The sequence below is a fragment of the Schinkia azotoformans genome (assembly GCF_035811335.1).
Lineage (GTDB): Bacteria > Bacillota > Bacilli > Bacillales > Bacillaceae_J > Schinkia > Schinkia azotoformans.
Window position 1 is genome coordinate 78,352 of sequence record NZ_JARSMD010000009.1, and the last position, 19,377, is coordinate 97,728.

The 19,377-nt window shown below is 37.0% G+C and carries 24 protein-coding genes; 3 read left to right on the top strand and 21 right to left on the bottom strand.

Annotation, left to right across the window (positions count from 1 at the left end; translation table 11 throughout):
- Positions 1 to 25: 25 nt before the first annotated feature.
- From fni to P9E47_RS05070, 16 genes are all read right to left on the bottom strand, one after another.
- Positions 26 to 1,084 (bottom strand): type 2 isopentenyl-diphosphate Delta-isomerase, encoded by a 1,059-nt coding sequence (gene fni / locus P9E47_RS04995; protein WP_326162722.1) that lies wholly within the window; start codon positions 1,082 to 1,084, stop codon positions 26 to 28.
- A 17-nt stretch (positions 1,085 to 1,101) separates the two neighbouring features.
- A complete protein-coding gene (gene rpsA / locus P9E47_RS05000; RefSeq protein ID WP_326162723.1) occupies positions 1,102 to 2,235 on the bottom strand; it encodes a 30S ribosomal protein S1 in 1,134 nt (377 codons plus the stop codon).
- A gap of 90 nt (positions 2,236 to 2,325) precedes the next feature.
- Positions 2,326 to 2,925 carry a lysophospholipid acyltransferase family protein gene (locus P9E47_RS05005; RefSeq protein WP_326162724.1) on the bottom strand — a complete coding sequence of 200 codons (600 nt, stop codon included), beginning with the start codon at positions 2,923 to 2,925 and terminating at the stop codon, positions 2,326 to 2,328.
- Positions 2,926 to 2,929: 4 nt separating this feature from the next.
- The gene (cmk, locus tag P9E47_RS05010; protein ID WP_326162726.1) at positions 2,930 to 3,598 is read right to left on the bottom strand and encodes a (d)CMP kinase; all 669 of its coding nucleotides are present in this window, start codon (positions 3,596 to 3,598) and stop codon (positions 2,930 to 2,932) included.
- 93 nt (positions 3,599 to 3,691) lie between these two features.
- A complete protein-coding gene (locus tag P9E47_RS05015; protein WP_003331176.1) occupies positions 3,692 to 3,868 on the bottom strand; it encodes a YpfB family protein in 177 nt (58 codons plus the stop codon).
- 55 nt (positions 3,869 to 3,923) lie between these two features.
- The gene (locus P9E47_RS05020; protein WP_326162727.1) at positions 3,924 to 4,580 is read right to left on the bottom strand and encodes a flagellar brake protein; all 657 of its coding nucleotides are present in this window, start codon (positions 4,578 to 4,580) and stop codon (positions 3,924 to 3,926) included.
- Between the two features lie 86 nt (positions 4,581 to 4,666).
- Positions 4,667 to 6,016, bottom strand: a complete 1,350-nt coding sequence (gene ypeB, locus P9E47_RS05025) for a germination protein YpeB (RefSeq protein ID WP_326162728.1) — start codon at positions 6,014 to 6,016, stop codon at positions 4,667 to 4,669.
- Between the two features lie 18 nt (positions 6,017 to 6,034).
- Positions 6,035 to 6,868, bottom strand: a complete 834-nt coding sequence (sleB, locus tag P9E47_RS05030; RefSeq protein ID WP_003331179.1) for a spore cortex-lytic enzyme — start codon at positions 6,866 to 6,868, stop codon at positions 6,035 to 6,037.
- A 112-nt stretch (positions 6,869 to 6,980) separates the two neighbouring features.
- Positions 6,981 to 7,676 carry a glutamic-type intramembrane protease PrsW gene (gene prsW, locus P9E47_RS05035; protein WP_003331181.1) on the bottom strand — a complete coding sequence of 232 codons (696 nt, stop codon included), beginning with the start codon at positions 7,674 to 7,676 and terminating at the stop codon, positions 6,981 to 6,983.
- Positions 7,677 to 7,773: 97 nt separating this feature from the next.
- Complete coding sequence (locus P9E47_RS05040) at positions 7,774 to 8,739, bottom strand: asparaginase (RefSeq protein WP_003331182.1); 966 nt, start codon at positions 8,737 to 8,739, stop codon at positions 7,774 to 7,776.
- 12 nt (positions 8,740 to 8,751) lie between these two features.
- The gene (locus tag P9E47_RS05045; RefSeq protein ID WP_326162730.1) at positions 8,752 to 9,738 is read right to left on the bottom strand and encodes a YpdA family putative bacillithiol disulfide reductase; all 987 of its coding nucleotides are present in this window, start codon (positions 9,736 to 9,738) and stop codon (positions 8,752 to 8,754) included.
- Between the two features lie 115 nt (positions 9,739 to 9,853).
- The gene (locus tag P9E47_RS05050; RefSeq protein WP_003331184.1) at positions 9,854 to 11,125 is read right to left on the bottom strand and encodes a Glu/Leu/Phe/Val family dehydrogenase; all 1,272 of its coding nucleotides are present in this window, start codon (positions 11,123 to 11,125) and stop codon (positions 9,854 to 9,856) included.
- Between the two features lie 65 nt (positions 11,126 to 11,190).
- A complete protein-coding gene (locus P9E47_RS05055) occupies positions 11,191 to 12,105 on the bottom strand; it encodes a D-alanine--D-alanine ligase family protein (RefSeq protein ID WP_003331185.1) in 915 nt (304 codons plus the stop codon).
- Positions 12,106 to 12,299: 194 nt separating this feature from the next.
- The gene (locus P9E47_RS05060) at positions 12,300 to 12,902 is read right to left on the bottom strand and encodes a genetic competence negative regulator (protein WP_003331186.1); all 603 of its coding nucleotides are present in this window, start codon (positions 12,900 to 12,902) and stop codon (positions 12,300 to 12,302) included.
- Between the two features lie 113 nt (positions 12,903 to 13,015).
- Positions 13,016 to 13,939, bottom strand: a complete 924-nt coding sequence (locus P9E47_RS05065) for a MerR family transcriptional regulator (RefSeq protein WP_003331187.1) — start codon at positions 13,937 to 13,939, stop codon at positions 13,016 to 13,018.
- A 66-nt stretch (positions 13,940 to 14,005) separates the two neighbouring features.
- Positions 14,006 to 14,368 (bottom strand): hypothetical protein, encoded by a 363-nt coding sequence (locus P9E47_RS05070; protein ID WP_157382105.1) that lies wholly within the window; start codon positions 14,366 to 14,368, stop codon positions 14,006 to 14,008.
- Between the two features lie 124 nt (positions 14,369 to 14,492).
- Between P9E47_RS05070 and P9E47_RS05075 the strand changes: the two genes are divergently transcribed.
- The 3 genes from P9E47_RS05075 to P9E47_RS05085 all read left to right on the top strand — a co-directional run bounded on the left by P9E47_RS05075 (position 14,493) and on the right by P9E47_RS05085 (position 15,779).
- On the top strand, positions 14,493 to 14,729 hold the full coding sequence (locus P9E47_RS05075; RefSeq protein WP_035193044.1) for a spore coat associated protein CotJA: 237 nt from the start codon (positions 14,493 to 14,495) through the stop codon (positions 14,727 to 14,729).
- Positions 14,722 to 14,985 carry a spore coat protein CotJB gene (locus P9E47_RS05080; protein WP_003331191.1) on the top strand — a complete coding sequence of 88 codons (264 nt, stop codon included), beginning with the start codon at positions 14,722 to 14,724 and terminating at the stop codon, positions 14,983 to 14,985. Before P9E47_RS05075 ends, P9E47_RS05080 begins: the two co-directional genes overlap by 8 nt.
- 224 nt (positions 14,986 to 15,209) lie before the next feature.
- Positions 15,210 to 15,779: a manganese catalase family protein gene (locus tag P9E47_RS05085; RefSeq protein WP_326162731.1), complete on the top strand. Its 570-nt coding sequence runs from the start codon at positions 15,210 to 15,212 to the stop codon at positions 15,777 to 15,779.
- Between the two features lie 40 nt (positions 15,780 to 15,819).
- Here the strand turns inward: P9E47_RS05085 and P9E47_RS05090 are convergent, their stop codons facing one another.
- From P9E47_RS05090 to P9E47_RS22905, 5 genes are all read right to left on the bottom strand, one after another.
- Positions 15,820 to 16,290 carry a DUF2663 family protein gene (locus P9E47_RS05090; protein WP_003331207.1) on the bottom strand — a complete coding sequence of 157 codons (471 nt, stop codon included), beginning with the start codon at positions 16,288 to 16,290 and terminating at the stop codon, positions 15,820 to 15,822.
- Positions 16,291 to 16,353: 63 nt separating this feature from the next.
- On the bottom strand, positions 16,354 to 17,007 hold the full coding sequence (locus tag P9E47_RS05095) for a LysM peptidoglycan-binding domain-containing protein (RefSeq protein ID WP_003331208.1): 654 nt from the start codon (positions 17,005 to 17,007) through the stop codon (positions 16,354 to 16,356).
- A gap of 4 nt (positions 17,008 to 17,011) precedes the next feature.
- The gene (locus P9E47_RS05100) at positions 17,012 to 17,608 is read right to left on the bottom strand and encodes a CPBP family intramembrane glutamic endopeptidase (protein ID WP_003331209.1); all 597 of its coding nucleotides are present in this window, start codon (positions 17,606 to 17,608) and stop codon (positions 17,012 to 17,014) included.
- On the bottom strand, positions 17,601 to 19,133 hold the full coding sequence (locus P9E47_RS05105; RefSeq protein ID WP_003331211.1) for a RecQ family ATP-dependent DNA helicase: 1,533 nt from the start codon (positions 19,131 to 19,133) through the stop codon (positions 17,601 to 17,603). The genes P9E47_RS05100 and P9E47_RS05105 overlap by 8 nt, the downstream gene beginning before the upstream one ends.
- Positions 19,134 to 19,376, bottom strand: coding sequence for a helix-turn-helix domain-containing protein (locus tag P9E47_RS22905; protein WP_407697167.1), 243 nt, complete (start codon positions 19,374 to 19,376; stop codon positions 19,134 to 19,136).
- Between the last annotated feature and the right edge of the window lies 1 nt (position 19,377).

Consider the following 19,377-nt stretch of genomic DNA (forward strand, 5'->3'; position numbering starts at 1 on the left):
AAGGATCAGCACGATCCTTCTTTTTTCAACTATTAATTGTACGGTTACTAAATGCCTTTGTTTCAATCCCTCGTTGATGTAACCAATGATGAGTATTTCCACTTATAACAACCGGGGCTTTTTGCAGGTCCTTGATTGTTTTAGCACCAAGCGCCGTCATAATGAATTTCAAATGACGTTCGAGCTGCTCTATTTCTTTAATCAAAGCTTCTTCGCCTTCGGATACTAAAATCTGTAAAAACCTACCAGCAAATGCAGTGGCAGATGCACCTAATGTAATTGATTTAGCGATATCAATAGAATCTCTTAATCCACCAGAGGAAATAATAGAAACTGTTGGTGCCTGTGAGGTTTCTATAATTGAAGCTGCCGTAGTGATCCCCCAATCATTAAAGAAGAGCAATTTTGGGTCACGTCTGTCATTTTCTATTTCAGCGAAATTTGTTCCACCAACGCCACCAACATCTATGATCGAAACACCGATATCAGATAGTTGCCTTGCCGTTTCACGGCTGATGCCAAATCCCACTTCTTTAATGATGATCGGTACATTCAACTCTGTCACGATTCTCTCGATTCTTGTTAATGCACCGCGAAAATTCCGATCTCCTTCTGGCATTGTTAATTCTTGAATGACGTTCAAATGAATTTGAATCGCATCAGCTCTAATCATTTCAATCGCCTTTTTGGCCTGATCAACGCTTGCCTCACTACCAAGATTGGCAATTACAATTCCGTCTGGGTTTTCTTCGCGAACAACGCGATATGAATGTTCTTCATCCCAGTCCTTTAATGCGGCCATCTGTGAGCCAACTGCCATTGCAATATGACATTCTTTGGCTACCATTGCAAGCCGCCGGTTAATCTGAGCCGTTCTCTCACCACCGCCTCCAGTCATCGCATTGATAAAAATAGGCGAACTTAAATTAAGTTCGCCTATTTTAGTGTTTATCGACACTTCATCAATAGAAAGGTCTGGAATGCTATGGTGAACAAATCGAACGTCGTCTAACCCATTATCGAATTCTCTATTAAGAGATAAGGCGGAATTAAGGTGCTGTATTTTTCGTTCTGATCTCTTCATGTAACATCACTACTTTACTATTTTAATTTTTTTAATTGGTCGCCTAGTCTATCACCTAAAGAGAAACCAGAGGATTCTTCTGTTGGTTGATAGGCTTTATAATCTTCCTTTGGATCTTCTTCGAGTAATTCTTTGATACTAAGCGAGATTCTTTGATTTTCTTTATTAATATCAAGAATTTTTACTTTTACCTTTTCGCCTTCTTTTAATACTTCGTGTGGAGTTGCAATGTGGCGATTAGAAATTTGTGAAATATGAACAAGCCCTTCAACATTTGGAGCTACCTCAACGAATGCACCAAAGTTAACTAAACGTTTCACTGTTCCCGAGACTTCATCACCTTGTTTGTATTCAATAAGATCCCATGGTCCGGGTAATGTTTCCTTAATAGACAATGAAATTCTTTCATTATCTTTATCAATGGAAAGTACTTTAACTTTTACTTTCTGTCCTTCTGCTACAACATCAGCAGGCTTATCTACATGTTGGTGTGCAAGTTGAGATATATGTACTAATCCATCAATTCCCCCGATATCAACAAAAACCCCAAAATCAGCTAATCTTTGAACGGTACCCTCTAAAACCTGGCCAACTTTTAAAGCATCAATAGTCTGTTGTTTTTGAGACGCAATCTCATCATCAAGAACAGCACGATGTGAAAGAATAACACGATTTTTTTCGCGGTCAATCTCAACGACCTTTAAGCTTATATTTCTTCCTTTATATTCGGAAAAATCCTCTACAAAATGTCTTTCAACTAAGGAAGCTGGAATAAAGCCGCGTACACCAATATCAACGACTAAGCCGCCTTTAACGACATCCTTTACTTCAGCTTCAAAAACTTCCCCAGTTTCAAACTTATTCACAAGCTCATCCCATGCCTTTTCTGCATCTACTGCTTTTTTAGAAAGGATGATTTCTTCTTCTTCCACTTTTATTACTTTTAATGTTAACTCATCGTTAACCTTTACAACATCGCCAGCTTTCTCGATATGTAAAGAAGATAGCTCACTAATTGGAACAATTCCCTCTACTTTAAAACCAATATCAACTAAGACATGCTTATCTTCAACTTTTGTTACCTTGCCACCAACAGTATCCCCTATGGCAAATGATTTAACTTCCAAATTTTTATTCATTTCTTCTGACATAAAAATACCCTCCTCAATCCACAAACAACAGTCTGCTTTTCAATGTATTTTTTGTGCTTTTTTCTAACTTCTAATAAACGGACCAATTTGTCAAGTAGAATGCCTATCGAGAGCGTTATTTTCAATCAATAGTCCGATCTCTTTCATGATGATATCTGTCGCATCCTGTGCAGATAATTTACCTGCGCGAATTGGTTCAAAATCAATCGGTTTTCCATATACAACCTTCATCTTGTTAAAACGTTTATAAGGACCAATAACAGCACAAGGGACGACGGCAGCATTTGATCTAAGTGCGAAAAAACCAGCCCCGGCAAGACCTGTCCCCAATTCACCTGTCTTGCTTCTTGTTCCTTCCGGAAATAACCCCAGAACGTTTCCTTCCTTCAATAAGGATAGTCCCGCTTTCAGGGCATTTCGATCGCTCATCCCCCGCTTTACTGGAAAAGCTCGGATTCCATGCATGATTGTTTTTATGACAGGCATTCTAAAAAGCTCTTCCTTAGCCATAAAGCTTATATCCCTCGGACATGTAACGCCGACAAGGGGTGGATCATTATTAGATATATGATTGCTGCAGAGCAAAACGCCCCCATCTTTAGGAATATTCTCTGTACCTACTACCTCTATTTTGTATTGCGATTTAAAGTAAATGCTGCAAAGAGCTTTCCCAAACTTATATAGCCACATGGTCTCAACTCCTCTCTTCTATTAACTCAATAATCTTTGCAATGACTTCATCAATTGATAAGGAAGTCGTATCAATCTCTACAGCGTCGATTGCTTTTTGTAAAGGAGCCACTTCTCTCTCTGAATCTAATTTATCTCTAAGAGAAATCTCTTCTTTTAATTTCTCTAAATCTGTTTGAATTCCTTTTTGTAAATTCTCTTCAAACCTTCTTTTAGCCCTTTCTTCCACAGAGGCAACCATAAAAATCTTGACTTCGGCATTCGGGAGGACATGTGTTCCAATATCACGGCCATCCATCACAACGCCGCCTTGACGGCTCAACTGTTGCTGCCTTTCAACGAGTAATTTTCTGACCCCGCTATGCTTAGAAACAATCGATACATGATTAGTTACATCATTTTCGCGTATTTCCTTTGTAACATCTTCACCGTTAACCAATACTTTTCCGCCTTTATCTGCCGGTTCCAGCTCAATCTTCGTCTGCAACAATAGGTCAACAAGTTTCGGACCGTCCTCTAAATCAATCTTTTGTTCGAGAGCTTTATATGTAAGGGCTCGGTACATTGCACCAGTATCTATGTATATGAAAGAACACTTCTCAGCTACACGCTTGGCCACAGTACTCTTTCCTGCCGCAGCGGGACCGTCAATTGCAACATTAATCTTTTTCAAAAAAATCACCCCAAGTTGATGTAGTCGTAATTAAGTATAAGTTAAGTTTATTACTTTGTAATCTAAAACAAAAAAAGCAGGTAAGCCCTGCTATTATCTATTCATCGTTTCAATTATCTCTGAGTACTGATCTTTCATAACACCCTCATAATAAACAATTTTGTTTAAATAAGGTGCCAGAGTTTCTTTAGAAATCAAATATTGACCAATAATTAAAAATATTAGATGCAGGATCACGAACTTATATATGTATTTTTCAACTGTTTTCATTTCCCAACACCAACCATTTTTTGGTTAGTATTTCACAGTTTACGGGAACTATGCGTTACATTCCTCTTTTTCTTTCACTTAATTGTCGCTCAAAACAATAGCGTATAATTTGTTGAATTTGGGCTTCTTTTAAATCGATAAATTGAATTGGTGCTTTATCTCTCGTGCCCTTAGTTCCATAAATAATTCTAATTATCTTACTATGGGCTTTTATATAATTGTATTCACCATTAGACAAAGGTAGCACCAAATAGCAAAATATTTGCGTTTGCGGTTTAAAATTATGATTTGGAGGTAGGATGATAGCAGCTCCCCCCGCACTTAGATCAACTGTAACGGTTGTAAAAGGCTTAAATTCATCGTTTATCGGATGGACAGCAATATCAACGGTTGCATCAATTCGAACAAACTCTCTTCTTTGTATACGGATCAATTTATCTTGACCTGGATAACTAATGATGATCATCGGAATATTTTCCTTTATTCGGCCGATAATCTCGGATTCAAACATATAGGCAGCATTATCTTTTGCAAAAAAAGAAACTTTAATTTGTGTACCATCTAAAAAAAAGGCTGTTCTTCCTGTTTTTTCACTGACTGGGTAATCGATTAGAAGTTGATGCCCCCTTTTATCAACAATCTTGCATTTGAATTTTTCACGACTATCTGAATATTTAATTTCTATATTTAACGTATCCCCAATATTCAGCATGTTCGTCCCTCCGTATATCCAACACTACTCATTCCATTATTATCTCATGGAACAAAAAAAAGGAAAAGTCTAATCGTGACTTTTCCTTAAACCTGTTCATATATTGGTTCAGCATTCTTTAATTTTTCGACCTTTTCCTCTGAACCATCAATAGCATTAACGTAAATGCGATACGTATCATTATTGATGATCCCTAGTATTTCATAGCATAATGCTTCTTTCCCTAAGTCATCATTGATGATCGCTAATCGGTGTTCCATCACTTTTACAGACGGATTCACTTTCCCGCGGGCTTGTTCCAATGATATTTCTGGCTTTGGAATCTTACGCTTATGATGAGCGATTAAATAATCATTGGCCGAAAATCCGATAATATCTCCTTCATCAAGTGCAACCTTTACTCTAATCGAATCTGGATAGACTCTCACGCCATCCTGCACTGCTACAAAGGTAAAGACACCGACATGATCATATTGAGCACTTTCAAAAAGCTGTAAATCTTTAAAGTTTTGATCATTTAAATATTTTTTAGCTTTTTCAGCAGCCTCATTTAAACTAATATTCGATTGACCTATCTCTCGATGGTTTAATACCCAAATGGGATAACCGCCCTTTTTGGTAATATCCATATATATTTCAGAATTTTGTTTTGGACTATTGATCGTAATACTGTAAAAGCCGATATCCGAACCTTCCCCATTTTCTGTAACATTCATATTTACAGGTTCTTCAATTTGCAAAAACTTCCTTGCTTCATTCATTGCCTCTTCTTTTGTTATTTCTTTTCCACTTAAATATTTGAAGCTATTATCGTTTTTTGCATTCATTTGGGTAAATTCAGGACCAAAATTACTCTCTGAATATTCTTCAACATTTTTTTCTACAGTTTTAAAACCATCGATAATTGTATTATCAAGATTTTCCTTTTCCGATGCTAGAGCAAGCTCAACGTCCATCCATCTTAAATTATTTTCAATAACCTGATGCTGTACTTTTCTTAACTCCTGTTGAATTTCAGTTGCATGAGAATATAATTGCTGTAATGTTTTATATTCACCATCTGTTAACGGCTCCTTTTCCAAATCACGAACAGCAGTTCTATAAGAGAAATCACCAATATTAGATAAAAATTCCTCAGTTTTATTAAATGGCATTAACGTTAGCGGCAATTGCCCCACATCCGAATGTGCTTCAGATGTAATTCTCCAAACATCAGCCAATGCCGGTGATAGCTGTGACCTTGAGTTCATCGCTAAAGTTGTCCCAATTTTATCTTGTAATAAATCAATTTGATAAGTTAAATCATGGAATGCCCGTTGATAATTGTTCTCCGCATGAATTAGAATCGCATTTTTTTCCTGGTGTTCTTGATAACCCCAGAATCCTGTACCAACGACTATAATTGCGAAAAATATGATTAATATGACTCGAAGCAAAGACAATCACCTCAATTTTCACATACAGAATATATGTTTTCCAATTTGTTTAACTTGCGGCCTACTCCAAATCCACGCAGAAGTGGCAGTATTAGGATTAAAATAATAAATTGCATTTCCCGTAGGATCCCATCCATTGATGGCGTCAATAACAGCCTTTTTGGCTGTTTCATTTGGTGTCAACCAGATTTGCCCATCCGCCACAGCGGTAAAAGCCCTTGGTTCAAAAATAACTCCCGAAATGGTATTAGGAAAGGAGGGGCTATTGACACGATTCAAAATGACCGCAGCAACAGCAACCTGCCCGACATACGGCTCGCCTCTTGCCTCACCATATACTGCGTTTGCCATTAACTGAATATCATTTTGGGAATATCCATTTGGCATATTAACAGCTGATGGCTTTGACGGAGATGCTTGTTTTTGTGCAGTTTGTTGTTGTTTAGGTTGATCATTTTTTACTTGTTGTTCCTTTGGTGTTCCACCATAGTATGTAAAACTTTTACCTTGATCTACATTTTTTTTAACAAGTGCTTTATCATATTTTGAAGCGTTAACTAGTTTTTGTTTTGTAGCAGCTCCGGCCAAGCCATCGATTGGCATTCCAAATTCAGATTGAAAATTTCGCAATGCCCAGTAAGTCCCCCATCCAAATACACCATCTATTTTCCCATGGTAAAATCCCAAGTATTGAAGCCTAGCCTGCAATTCAATAACATCATCACCAACCGCCCCTATTTGAATGACCTGATTTGAAAAAGCGCTGGCCTTTTCTTCATTTGAAGTAGAGGCAGCAATTCCGACAAGCAGTGTAAGCATAAGCAAATATTTTACTAAATGTTTATAATACATGTTTCCAAGAAACCTCCTTATAGGAATGTTACCTATAAGTATTTTCTGTAGAGATTGACATTTTATGCATGAAAAAACACGACAATTACCAATTATGGCAGATGTCGTGTTTTTATTTGGAAATATTATTTGTTTCTTCGAATAACTGGATCACATTTGATTCATCAAGCTGATTTGCTTCCTTAACCTTTCTTAAAGCATTGATCCAAAGTAAGATCATAAATGGACCGATAATGTATCCCCAATATTCTTTAACCGTTAATAAAATAAAATCGTACGCTCCGTGAAGAAAAACGGGTAGAAATAAAGACAAGGCAATCCACAGTTTCTTTTTTTCGATCGTGGTAAATTTCCCTTTTCCTAAATAAAAACCCATTACAACACCGAATAAAGCGTGACTTGAAACCGGCAAAAGGGCTCTGCCAAAAGCAAATTCGATTCCATTAGCAAATAAATAAAGAATATTTTCAACCGTTGCAAAACCAAGGGATACAGATACCCCATAGACAATTCCATCATAGCGTTCATTAAATTCTGTATGTTGAAACACGGCGAAATAAAGAATAAACCATTTAAAAAATTCTTCTAAAAATCCTGATAATAAAAAGGCATTATTCCAATTGCTTTGTAAAACCCCTTCAGTCGAAAAGGCATATTGAATAAACATAATTGGAAAAACGAGTAAAGCGCCAAATATAAAGGTCCGAAAAACCATACTAATAGGTTCCGCATCAAATTTATCTTTTAAATAAAAATAAGCTAAAAGTGCAAGCCCAGGTGCCACTCCACTTGATATAATAGCTAACATTGGGATAAAATAATCCTTTCTTTATACCATTATTTTTACATCTTTAATGGTAACATGAGACATGGTATAGAGGAAGAACTAAAAAATTTTGGAATTTTCACTTGAAATTTGCTTGCACAATTTTGTCAACTGAGGCTAATAGAACCGCTAATTTTATTCTCGCTTTTTTACTGTCGTAATCTTCTCCTAACAGGACCCCATTTTGCTTTAGATCATAGGCACTTCCTACATATCCATAGGCTGGGTAGACTTTGCCTTCTTCCGCACTTGTCGTAACCATTACAGTAATTTTTGCCGCAATTGCTTTTTTAATCGCATCCATCATATAGGGTGAAACCTGGCCTCTGCCAACCCCTTCCAATACAATTCCTTTGGCACCTGCTTTAATGGCAGCTTCGATGAATACCCCGTCCGCCCCCGAATAGCACTTAATTATATCCACTCTTGGTATTTGTTTTTTAATTTGATAGTTATCTTTTGTTATTGGTTTTTGATAAATACTGACGATATTATTGTCAATGATGCCAAGATAGCCATATCCGAATGATTCAAAGCCTTGAACGTTGGAGGCATGAACTTTTTTAACATATTTTGCTGAATAGATCCGCTCATTAAAGACGACAACAACCCCAACATTTTTTAGTTCTTCATTAACGGCAACATAGATAGAATTTCGAAGATTGGAATATACATCTGTACCTATATCCTGTGGCGCCCTTTGTGACCCTGTAACAACGATAGGTCTCGAATCGTTAATAGTTAAATCAAGAAAGTAGGCAGTCTCTTCCATTGAATCGGTTCCGTGTGTTACAACAATACCACAAACTGTTGGATCGTTTAATTCAGTTAAAATTGCACGACGAACTTTTAACATTTGGCCAAAATCGATATGCATGCTTGGTTTTTGCATAACATCAATAATTTTCACTTCTATATCTTCAGGCAGTTGGCATAGTTCTGCTAATTCTTCGCCGGACATCGCTCCTGAATTTAATAGGCCTTTTGAAATTTCCTTACTTGCAATCGTTCCACCAGTTGTGATTAAGGCAACTTTTTTTTTCAAAATCTTCACCCTTTACTGCTGTTGTCCACTAAGATAGTTTGCTATAAGGCCGCCATGAAAACGGCCGTTTTCAATAAAAATTTCATTTGCATTGTTTCCTGCTGCAATTACTCCAGCAATAAAGATCCCGGTGATATTCGTTTCCATCGTATCTGGATTAAATGAGGGACGGCCTGTTTCCACATCGACACCCACGCCCATTTCTCTTAAAAAAGCATGGTCTGGTTTATATCCAGTCATTGCAAAGACAAAATCATTTGGCAGTACTTTTTCCTGTCCATTAACAGTATAGATAATCGTGGCATCAGTAATTTCGTTTACAATCGCATTAAACTCCATATTGATCTGGCCATGGCGAATCAATGACTCAAACTCAGGTAAAATCCACGGTTTGATGCTTCCAGAAAATTCACTGCCGCGATATAATACGGTAATGTTTTTTGCTCCCGCTTTATGTAGTTCGAGTGCCGCATCAACTGCAGAATTTTTTCCACCGATGATGGCAACCTCTGTATTAAAGTATGGATGTGCTTCCTTAAAATAATGCATTACCTTATGCAAATTCTCGCCGGGAATATTCATATAGTTCGGATTATCATAATATCCTGTGGCAATAACGATGTGTTTACTTTCATATGTAGTTTTCTCCCCATTTTTCAATTGGGTATAAACAATAAATTGTTGCTCACTTTTCTTTTCGACACGAAGAACACGCTCAAATGTATGAATGCGCAACTGTTTCCGTTTCACAACCTCGCGGTAATAACATAATGCTTGATTTCTAGTTGGCTTTCTACTTTCAGATACGAATGGAACATCTCCAATTTCCAATTTTTCACTTGTACTAAAAAATGTTTGGTGGGTGGGATATCTATAAACAGCATTAACGATATTTCCTTTTTCTATAACAAGTGGTTGAAATCCTTGGTTTTCGAGTGCAATTGCCGCCGCTAAACCGCAAGGTCCACCACCAACAATGATGACATCTTCTTTGTTCATTTGATATTCCTCCTTAAATACAGAAGTCCCCGTAGATTTTACGAGGACTCATGTGTTTTATATGTCTAGCTCCAGCGACTCGTAAACTTCGCTAAACGGGCGCTTCCGCTTTTCGTTATATCCAGCCTCTAAATCTTGATGCTTCTGCCATTTTACGCACACCTACCATGTAAGCTGCTAATCTCATATCAACTTTTCGGGTTTGTGCTGTTTCATATACATTATTAAAGGCCTTAACCATTACTTTTTGGAGCTTTTCTTCAACTTCTTCTTCTGACCAGTAATAACCTTGGTTATTTTGAACCCATTCAAAGTAGGATACAGTGACTCCACCAGCACTAGCAAGGACATCAGGCACAAGTAATATTCCGCGGTCCGTTAATATTTTCGTGGCTTCCAATGTAGTTGGGCCATTAGCTGCTTCCACAATAACCTTCGCTTTAATCTTATTTGCATTTTCTTCTGTAATTTGATTTTCAATTGCTGCTGGGACTAAAATATCGCAATCCAGTTCAAGAAGATCTTTATTAGTAATTTTGTTTTTAAATAGCTTCGTTACTGTACCGAAGCTATCACGTCGATCTAGTAGATAATCAATATCAAGTCCGTTCGGGTCAAACAATGCTCCGTATGCATCAGAAATTCCAATCACCTTTGCACCAGCATCGTGCATAAATTTAGCTAAAAAACTGCCAGCGTTGCCAAACCCTTGAACAACGACTTTTGCATCTTTAATATCAATATTCCGTTTCTTTAAAGCCTCATAAATACAAATGGTTACACCTTTCGCAGTTGCGGATTCACGGCCATGGGAACCTCCAAGCACGAGCGGTTTTCCCGTAATAAAGCCCGGATTATTAAATTCATCCATACGACTGTATTCATCCATCATCCAGGCCATAATTTGTGAATTAGTAAATACATCCGGGGCCGGAATATCTTTTGTAGGACCGACAATTTGACTGACTGCACGAACATAGCCACGGCTTAAGTTCTCCAGTTCCCTAAACGACATATCACGTGGATCGCAAATGATCCCACCTTTTCCGCCACCATATGGCAAGTCGACAATTCCGCACTTTAAACTCATCCATATTGAAAGAGCTTTAACTTCTTTTTCAGTGACACTTGGGTGGAAACGAACACCGCCTTTAGTAGGCCCTACTGCATCATTATGTTGTGCACGGTACCCTGTAAATATTTTGATTGATCCGTTATCCATCCGTACGGGGATACGAACGGTCATGATTCGTAACGGTTCTTTTAGCAACTCATATACTTCATCAGAATAACCAAGTTTATCCAATGCATTTTTTATAATAATTTGCGTTGATTTCAGGATATCTAGTTTATCATTATTTTCGATTCCTGGTTTATCGGCTGCCATGGAATTTTACCTCCTAAAGATTCACTATAGTATTCATACCCTACTATGAAGCAATGGGTGTTCTTTTATTTTAGCGATAATTCTATAAGCCTTTCAATCATATCCTCGTAGGATAAGCCAATTTCCTTGGCTGCATCAGGAAACAGACTGGTTGGAGTCATTCCCGGTAAGGTATTGACCTCTAATACTACTGGTAAACTGCCATCAAATGGGACAATAAAGTCGGTCCGTGAATATGTTTTACAGTTTAATGATTGATGTGCCAAAACAGCATTTTTCTGAAGGTATACCGTTATTTCATCGCTGACTCTTGCAGGAATAATATGATCACTACCACCTGGAGCATATTTAGCCTCATAGTCGTAAAATTTATTTTTTGGCACAATTTCAATGACTGGTAGCGCCTGTTCTACACCTTTTTTTCCTAAAACAGATACAGTAACTTCCATTCCGGCAATAAACTCTTCAATTAATACATCCTCATCATGTTTGAAGGCTTCTTCAATTCCAGCTAGTAATTCTTGTTCATTATTTGCAATCGTGATGCCGATTGTTGAGCCTTCACTAGCAGGTTTGACAACAACAGGATAATCGATTTCCAAAACAAAACTTTCACGACTAAACGTTTCAGCGTTTATTGCTTGGTCCTTAGCAACACGAATGCCAACACTTTCCATTATTCTTTTGGCTTTAACTTTATTCATCGCTAGCGCTGATCCCAAAACACCGGAGCCAACATAGGGAATATTCAGCATATCTAAAAGGCCTTGTATTCTTCCATCTTCTCCAAAACGTCCATGCAATCCGATAAAAACAACATCCACATCTAATGTTAATAACTCATTGATTTTACTTGGGTTAAAATCAATCCCGATGACCTCATGGCCTTTCTTTTCTAAAGCATTGATGATCCCTTTTCCTGATGATAAAGAAACTTCCCGCTCCCCAGATGTTCCCCCATATAAAACAGCTACTTTCATAACCAACATTCCACTCCTTGCCTATGTCAAAGACTATTATCAATTTCATATATTAAAGACACTATCGTATCGTATTCTTTCAAAATAGATGAGTGCCTATTTATTTATCATACCACTAGAGATAACCAAGACAAATCATTAATTTTTTTCACAAAAAAGAGGCTGTCTAAAAAATGATCAGCCTACTCATTTATTTACGCGTTTTTATTAATAAAATAGTTATAGATTTGCTCAATTGCTTTTTCATTCATCAGCTCTTTACCATATTCAATAACTCTATATATTGTTATAGTTGCAGGGGTTCCAAATTCAGAAAGTATGGCTATAATATTTTCTGTCAGCTGCTCATTCAGCTCATATTCCTGTAATTCTAAATAAAAATGATCTTGAAAAGAATAAAGTTTGCCACCCTTTATCCCTAAAACATGTAATCTAGAACTTAATGAAATGATATCCTCAAGTGACCCGAATTCATAAAAAATATCATCACTTTCGTCTACAGTAACCTGCATTTCAATATATTCATCATTAAATTCCTCATCTTCGTCTTGAGCTACCATGTCCTTTGTCACAATGATGACCATCCCTTGAGCCTGAAGAGAGTATACTTCAATCGCTATTGGTCCATCTGCTTCAAACCCTAATTCGTCGCTGGCTTCACTCATCATGTCTCGAAAAAGTTGATGAACCTTTTGGCTGTCATGCCATAAGTCTTCCTTTGTTAAACCACGTTCTGTTAAGTCATCAAAAGTTAGAAAGATTTTGATTTTATTATAATTTAAACGCTCTAGCCTCATGAGCTACCCTCCCTTACCATCAACTCCCAAACATCCCTTACCTTACTATATGTTTGTATTTATAGATGGTTCATATTGTGTATGTGTAATATTTTAAATTTTATCTTACACTTTTAATGAGGGTGTAGACAAGCATTTTGTTTGATCCACTTATCCCAATCAGTTTTATTTTCACCTACTAAATAAGTTTGATAGTTCTCGTCTAGTTCCTCCTTAAGAAAAGGGACAGCCTCGCCGCCTATTCCAATTTGCAGGTCATGATATTGATCAGTTATTGTTTTAATAAAATGGATGGCCGCCTCAGTTTTATTGTTTGTAAATGAAATAAACAGTAATTTAGGCTGAAGTTCGTCGAGGACAGTACATAAATCTTCTTCCTTAACGCCTGTCCCTAAATAAATAACTTTATAACCATTACATTTCAAAAAAATAGAAAACATCAATAAGTCTAGTTCCTGAATCTCATTTGGACCGCAGACAACGACCGCCTTCGGCTGGTTGGGATCAATGGGCATCGTTTGTAACACTGCACCAGCTTTGGAACGGATGAAACTTACAATATATTGTTCATGAACACTTGATATCTTGTTCTCTTCAAGTAGACGTTTCATTTCATCCAAGAGTACTTTTACTACATTTATAAGTATAAATTCGACAGAAAATAAACTGAACGCATAGTCCAAAACCTTGAGGGCACGGTCTTCCTCAAATTTAATTAATGCCTGCAAGAGGTTATATTTGATTTCATGAAATGTAAAATCAAGTTTCTCGGTTTGTGCATCATCGTTGACGTTTTTATTAGCTTCACTTTCTTCCAAAAGGGAAACGGCCTGACTGATTGTAAATCCTTCATCTGCTTTTTTTATTAACCATCTTAATATAGTAATATGCTTTTCGGTGTATAATCTGTGCCCGGATTCATTCCGTTCCGGTGCAATAATTTTATATCTCCGTTCCCATGCCCGTAGTGTCCCCGGCTGAATCCCGAGCAACTTCGAAACAGCCTTCATATTATATTTCCCTTGCTCACGAGTCATAAAAACTTCCTCCGGCACCGCCTTTTACTCTCAAGTATAATTTATTAACGTTGCCAAGTAAATGATTTAGGAATTCCCTTCATCTGAACGGGAAGTTCTTCCATCAACCGTAAGAATGCCGAAAACAATTGAAAAAACAACCATTAAAAGTGTAAGCAAGACTGAAAATCTCATTAACAAAAAAAATGCAAAAAACAAAAATAAATCAATGACAAGTGTCTTACGTGATTTAATAAGTGATCGAACAATATATGAGAAAGCAAGGCCTGTCATTATAAAGGCAATCATCCCTATAAAGAAGCGGATCGGGTTTAAAATTAGTGCTGAAATGAAGAACGACACATCATCAAAAGTCAAACTTGGAAATATTGAAATGGTAAAAAAACCGCTAATAAACGCGAATAAGAAAATGAAAAGTTTAATGAACATAAAAATCCCTCCATTATCAAATATGTAACGGAAAGGAAAATGATGTATCAAATGGTATAGGACATTCCTTCGATCCCATAAAATGAATTGAACTTGTATGTCAAAATAAAAAGGAGGAAATGCAATGTTTACAACTAGGAAATATTGGCACCCATACGTCAGTCCATTTGATCCTTGTCCACCAATGACTACGAAACAGTATGTAACCGCTCCAAACCTTTATATAAAATTTCAACCCCCAGGCATGCAACAATTTTCCCCAAAGGAAGCGTTATACGCTGGGACACTATGGTGTGCCTTATATGACCCATATTACAATGCGCACGAAATGCAAATGAGGGAGGCAAAAACAGATGAATAAACAATTGCCTCAGGAATATTACACATTGCTAGAAGAACTGCAAGCCATTGATTTTGTTTTAGTCGAGCTTACATTATATTTGGATACCCACCCCCAAGACCTTCAGGCTATAGAACAATTTAACCAATATGCAAAATTAAGAAAACAATGTGCGAAACGATTCGAAGTCCAATTTGGTCCACTCCTCCAATTTGGACATAGCTACTCAAGATATCCATGGGATTGGAAAGAAGCTCCATGGCCATGGCAAGTATAGAATGCGGAAGCCACCCGGTTAGCGACGTATGGACTGGAACGCACCGACTGAGATATAGGAAACACGATGAGCGAAAGCGAATCGATGTTGACTTATCGTAGGGAGGTGAGTGAAGTCCACTAGTCGCTGGGTGGCTGAAGCTGGACTGATAGAATGCGGAAGCCACCCGGTTAGCGCACGACTAGGACTGGAGAAAATTCAAAACAGGGGAGGAGAATAAGTCCATGTGGATTTATGAAAAAAAGCTGCAGTATCCTGTTAAAGTAAGTAAATGCAATCCAATGCTTGCAAAATTTTTAATTGAGCAATATGGCGGGGCTGACGGAGAATTAGCAGCCGCACTTCGTTATTTAAATCAAAGGTACACAATTCCTGATAAAGTTGCCGGATTATTAACCGATATTGGTACTGAGGAGCTTGCACATCTTGAAATGATCGCTACAATGGTGTATAAGCTGACCAAGGATGCGACACCTGACCAAATGAAAGCATGCGGCTTAGGGGCACATTATGCCGATCATGATAAGGCCTTATATTATCATAATGCAGCTGGGGCACCATTTACCATTACCTATGTTACAGCTAAAGGTGATCCGATCACAGATCTATATGAAGATATTGCTGCTGAAGAAAAAGCAAGAGCCACTTACCAATGGTTAATCAATTTATCTGATGACCCAGATATTAATGATGCCCTTCGTTTCCTTAGAGAGCGGGAAATTATTCATTCACTTCGCTTTCAAGAGGCTGTTGAAATATTAAAAGAGGAAAGAGACAAAAAAGTCTATTTTTAACAATATCCGGTGAAGGAGCTGAATCAAAACCAGCTCCCTTTTAATCATTTTCATAATAAAGATTAATATCGTATTTTTCCTTCATTTCCCTAAAAAAACGGTGACGGTTATCCCGTTTTTCCCCCTCAGGCCAAAGTTCTTCTGTTCTTTGAATAACCTCAGAGCGTAGTGCGTTATATTCTTTTTCTGCTTTTTCCGCCTTTTTATCAAGAAACTTCAAACGGTAATGAATCGTTGCCAACACTCCTACAAAAACATAATGGTATACATTATTGATCAGCACAGAAATCATGGAACCATAGTAAAATCGATACGGTAAAACTGTGAAGAATAAGACATATGCTAAAAAAAGTGCTGCAATTAATACCAATGCACCTTTATAAAATTTAACCTCTGCCTCTTTTTTTTGATGCTTTTTCTTTAACTTTTTCAAATCGTTAATAATAACCTGTCCAACTTCATCTAATAAAAAGTGATGATATTCCACTTTTACACCCCATTGCCCGTGCATTCTACCCATCTACTTTACATGTATTCGCATGGACAATAATCTAGAACGGTAAAATCTTTCTATTTATTTCAATGGGATTTTTAGAATTTGACCTGTCATGACGGTTCCATTCGCATCTAAACCGTTTGTTCTCTTAATGATCTCTTCTCCGGCTCTACTTTTATAGTATTTCATCGAGATTCGGTATAAAGTTTCTCCAGCCTTTACTTTATGATGTAACACTTTCCCCGTTTGGTTAGTATTAGCTTGTTCTGTCGCTGTATCCTGGACTGGAGCTGCTTCTTTTACTTGCGTTTCCGTAGGCTGTGCAACTTCAATTTGATCCTGCACTTCTTCTACTTTTTCGTCTACCTTTTCGTCTACTTTTCCCACGTCTTTATCAACTTTTTCAACTGATTCTGCGCCTTCTTCTCCTACGCCCTTCATTTCAATCACATCTATATTAGAATCGTTTATTGCTTCGTTTTCAGTTTCACTGGCATTTGTTAATTGGACATGGTCTTTCCATAAGTTATAACTGGCAACAATACAAACGATTATAATAAATGACAAGGCAAGCAAGCGAATGAGCGGAAAACGAAATCGAAATTTAACTTTTTTATCTTTATTACGATGAACCTCACTCCTTGGCGGCAGCCCGGAGCTCTCTAATTGATTTTCTTCCATTCTTTTTCTGAGAATTTCTGCTTGGTCAATAGAATCTTGATTCGCCCTCATAAGCTCACCTCTCGTTTAGAACTGTACCTAAATAATTGATGCGGATCATTAATGCAAACACAAAGTCGATTAGAAAATGCATAAATATTGTTACAAAAAGATTTTCGGTAATGATATAAATCCAGCCAATATAAAAGCTTAATGAAATTACGACTAGTAATAACGCCCATTTAAAAAGATATCTGAAATGGAGAATTGCAAATACAATACTCGCAATAAAGTATCCGAAATGTGTTTGAAGAACACCACGAAAGAAAAGTTCCTCAGACAATGCTACTACTAAGCAAATGATAAACATATGCCAAACTGGTCGGTTTTTAAAAACCTTTTCGTTTATACCACCATCATCATACATATGCTTCGGCAAAACCTTCATAAGAATAGTGTCAATAATTATAACAATAATAGCACTTCCTCCGCCAAAAAGGAGTATTTCTTTCGGATTCCACTCCCATAGTTCAAAAAATGATTCTAAATCCTCAAATAAAAAGAATCCAATAATACCAGTCAGGATTATGATCATGATTTGTGTTAAGTAAAGGTGAAAAAGTACTTCTTTATCTTCCATTTGGTTTATGAGTTCAGCCTGACGTTTAGCCATTCTGTCCTTCTCCACTTTGTTTAAAAATCAATTTTAATTCTTCCTTCCAATCGGTAAATTCATAGGTTTTTGAAGTGTTTTTTGTCTTTTTAAATTTTTGAATATCAAATTTACAATAATCACAACAGCTTTCTGGATGGACTTCCAGCGATTGGTCAAACTTCCATAATAATGATTCCCGTCTACAACAATCTTCGTCTTCGATCCATCTCTTAAAATCAGCTAAATCTCTTTGTTTTAAACGGGCTCTTTCATGGACAGTATTCAAAATATTTATTTTTGCATCATCTACATATAGATTGGGGTTGACGCTCCCATTCACATATACTTTTTCCATTTCAAGCTGATATTTCATAAACCGCCATTTTATTTCGGAAATACCGTATCTTTCATACATCAATAACTCAAGTTCATGGAGTGATGGCTTTTGTTTTGAGTTTGATACTAGTGTAAAAACCAAACTCCATTCCTCATCATTAGGTAAATCATGAAGGACAATACTCTTTGCCAAATCATGGTCATCATTGCAATACAGGAGAATTGCAAGGCTTGGATTCCCATCCCTCCCGGCACGCCCGATTTCCTGCAAATAGGATTCAATTTGGGATGGATAGTGGAAGTGAACGATAAATCTTACATTCGCTTTATCCACGCCCATCCCAAAGGCATTTGTGCAGCATATGACATCCAATTGATCTTGGATAAATTGCTGCTGGATTAATAAACGATCATCATTTTCCAATCCACCATGATAGTAGGCAACCCGATTAATGCCGTTTTCTCGTAAAATCATAGCCATTTTTTCGGTCCATATTCTACTTGAAAAATAAACAATACCGGGCCCTTCAAGACTTTTTACAAATTCGATCGTTGTCTTTATTTTATCATCAAGTGAATCTATTTTTTTAACATTAATTGCAATATTCGGGCGATCGATAGAATAAATGTGTTTGGCAACATCCGGTAGGTCCAATTGGTGAATAATGTCTTCAATCACCATGCTGGTTGCAGTAGCCGTTAAGGCCAAACAAGGTGGATTGCCCAATTTCTTTTTCACATCATCAAGTTTCAAATAATCCGTTCTAAATTCATGTCCCCACTGAGAAATACAATGGGCTTCATCAATAACAAATAAACTAATCTTGATCTTTTCGAGGGCATGAATAACCTCAGCCGATTGTAAAATTTCAGGAGAAACATATATAAATCGGTATCGATGGATTGATTGTAAGGCAGATTTCCTTTTTTGATAAGATAAAAAGCTATTTAAACCAATAACATTTTTTTCTCCTCTAGACTTCAATTGTTGCACCTGATCTTCCATTAACGATAATAATGGTGAAACAATTAGGACAGTGCCGTCCAAAATATAGCCGGGAAGTTGATAACAGATAGACTTGCCTGCACCGGTTGGAAGCATGACCATTACATTTTTACCTTTAACTAAATCTTCGATAATTTCCTTCTGCCCCTTCCGAAAGGAAGAGAAATGAAATTTCTCTTTTAATATTTTTTCTAATCTCACTCAACATTCCATCCTTCCAAGTACGAGGCGGATCTGAAAATAACTTACCGTATCGTTTAGTGAACTTCTGATTGGTTTAAGCCGTTTTGTTCTAAGCGTTTGAAAGGATTCGATAATTTTTCCTTGCAGATCATTGGAAACAAATGGCTCAATATTAAAACTTTTCAATTCCGAAGCGATCTCAACAATATGATCTTCAATCGTACTTTCTTTTAAATTTCGGATAATGGCAATTTCAGTAATA

Coding starts and splice junctions, on each gene's coding strand:
- rpsA (WP_326162723.1), bottom strand. CDS start 2,235: ATGTCAGAAGAAATGAATAAAAATTTGGAAGTTAAATCATTTGCCATA.
- P9E47_RS05100 (WP_003331209.1), bottom strand. CDS start 17,608: ATGGCTAAACGTCAGGCTGAACTCATAAACCAAATGGAAGATAAAGAA.
- P9E47_RS05070 (WP_157382105.1), bottom strand. CDS start 14,368: ATGTTCATTAAACTTTTCATTTTCTTATTCGCGTTTATTAGCGGTTTT.
- P9E47_RS05050 (WP_003331184.1), bottom strand. CDS start 11,125: ATGGCAGCCGATAAACCAGGAATCGAAAATAATGATAAACTAGATATC.
- P9E47_RS05015 (WP_003331176.1), bottom strand. CDS start 3,868: ATGAAAACAGTTGAAAAATACATATATAAGTTCGTGATCCTGCATCTA.
- P9E47_RS05090 (WP_003331207.1), bottom strand. CDS start 16,290: ATGCACGGGCAATGGGGTGTAAAAGTGGAATATCATCACTTTTTATTA.
- P9E47_RS05005 (WP_326162724.1), bottom strand. CDS start 2,925: ATGTGGCTATATAAGTTTGGGAAAGCTCTTTGCAGCATTTACTTTAAA.
- P9E47_RS05060 (WP_003331186.1), bottom strand. CDS start 12,902: ATGAGGCTAGAGCGTTTAAATTATAATAAAATCAAAATCTTTCTAACT.
- sleB (WP_003331179.1), bottom strand. CDS start 6,868: ATGTATTATAAACATTTAGTAAAATATTTGCTTATGCTTACACTGCTT.
- P9E47_RS05095 (WP_003331208.1), bottom strand. CDS start 17,007: ATGAGGGCGAATCAAGATTCTATTGACCAAGCAGAAATTCTCAGAAAA.
- prsW (WP_003331181.1), bottom strand. CDS start 7,676: ATGTTAGCTATTATATCAAGTGGAGTGGCACCTGGGCTTGCACTTTTA.
- P9E47_RS05045 (WP_326162730.1), bottom strand. CDS start 9,738: ATGAACAAAGAAGATGTCATCATTGTTGGTGGTGGACCTTGCGGTTTA.
- P9E47_RS05055 (WP_003331185.1), bottom strand. CDS start 12,105: ATGAAAGTAGCTGTTTTATATGGGGGAACATCTGGGGAGCGGGAAGTT.
- P9E47_RS05085 (WP_326162731.1), top strand. CDS start 15,210: ATGTGGATTTATGAAAAAAAGCTGCAGTATCCTGTTAAAGTAAGTAAA.
- P9E47_RS05075 (WP_035193044.1), top strand. CDS start 14,493: ATGTTTACAACTAGGAAATATTGGCACCCATACGTCAGTCCATTTGAT.
- P9E47_RS05065 (WP_003331187.1), bottom strand. CDS start 13,939: ATGACTCGTGAGCAAGGGAAATATAATATGAAGGCTGTTTCGAAGTTG.
- P9E47_RS05020 (WP_326162727.1), bottom strand. CDS start 4,580: ATGCTGAATATTGGGGATACGTTAAATATAGAAATTAAATATTCAGAT.
- fni (WP_326162722.1), bottom strand. CDS start 1,084: ATGAAGAGATCAGAACGAAAAATACAGCACCTTAATTCCGCCTTATCT.
- P9E47_RS05080 (WP_003331191.1), top strand. CDS start 14,722: ATGAATAAACAATTGCCTCAGGAATATTACACATTGCTAGAAGAACTG.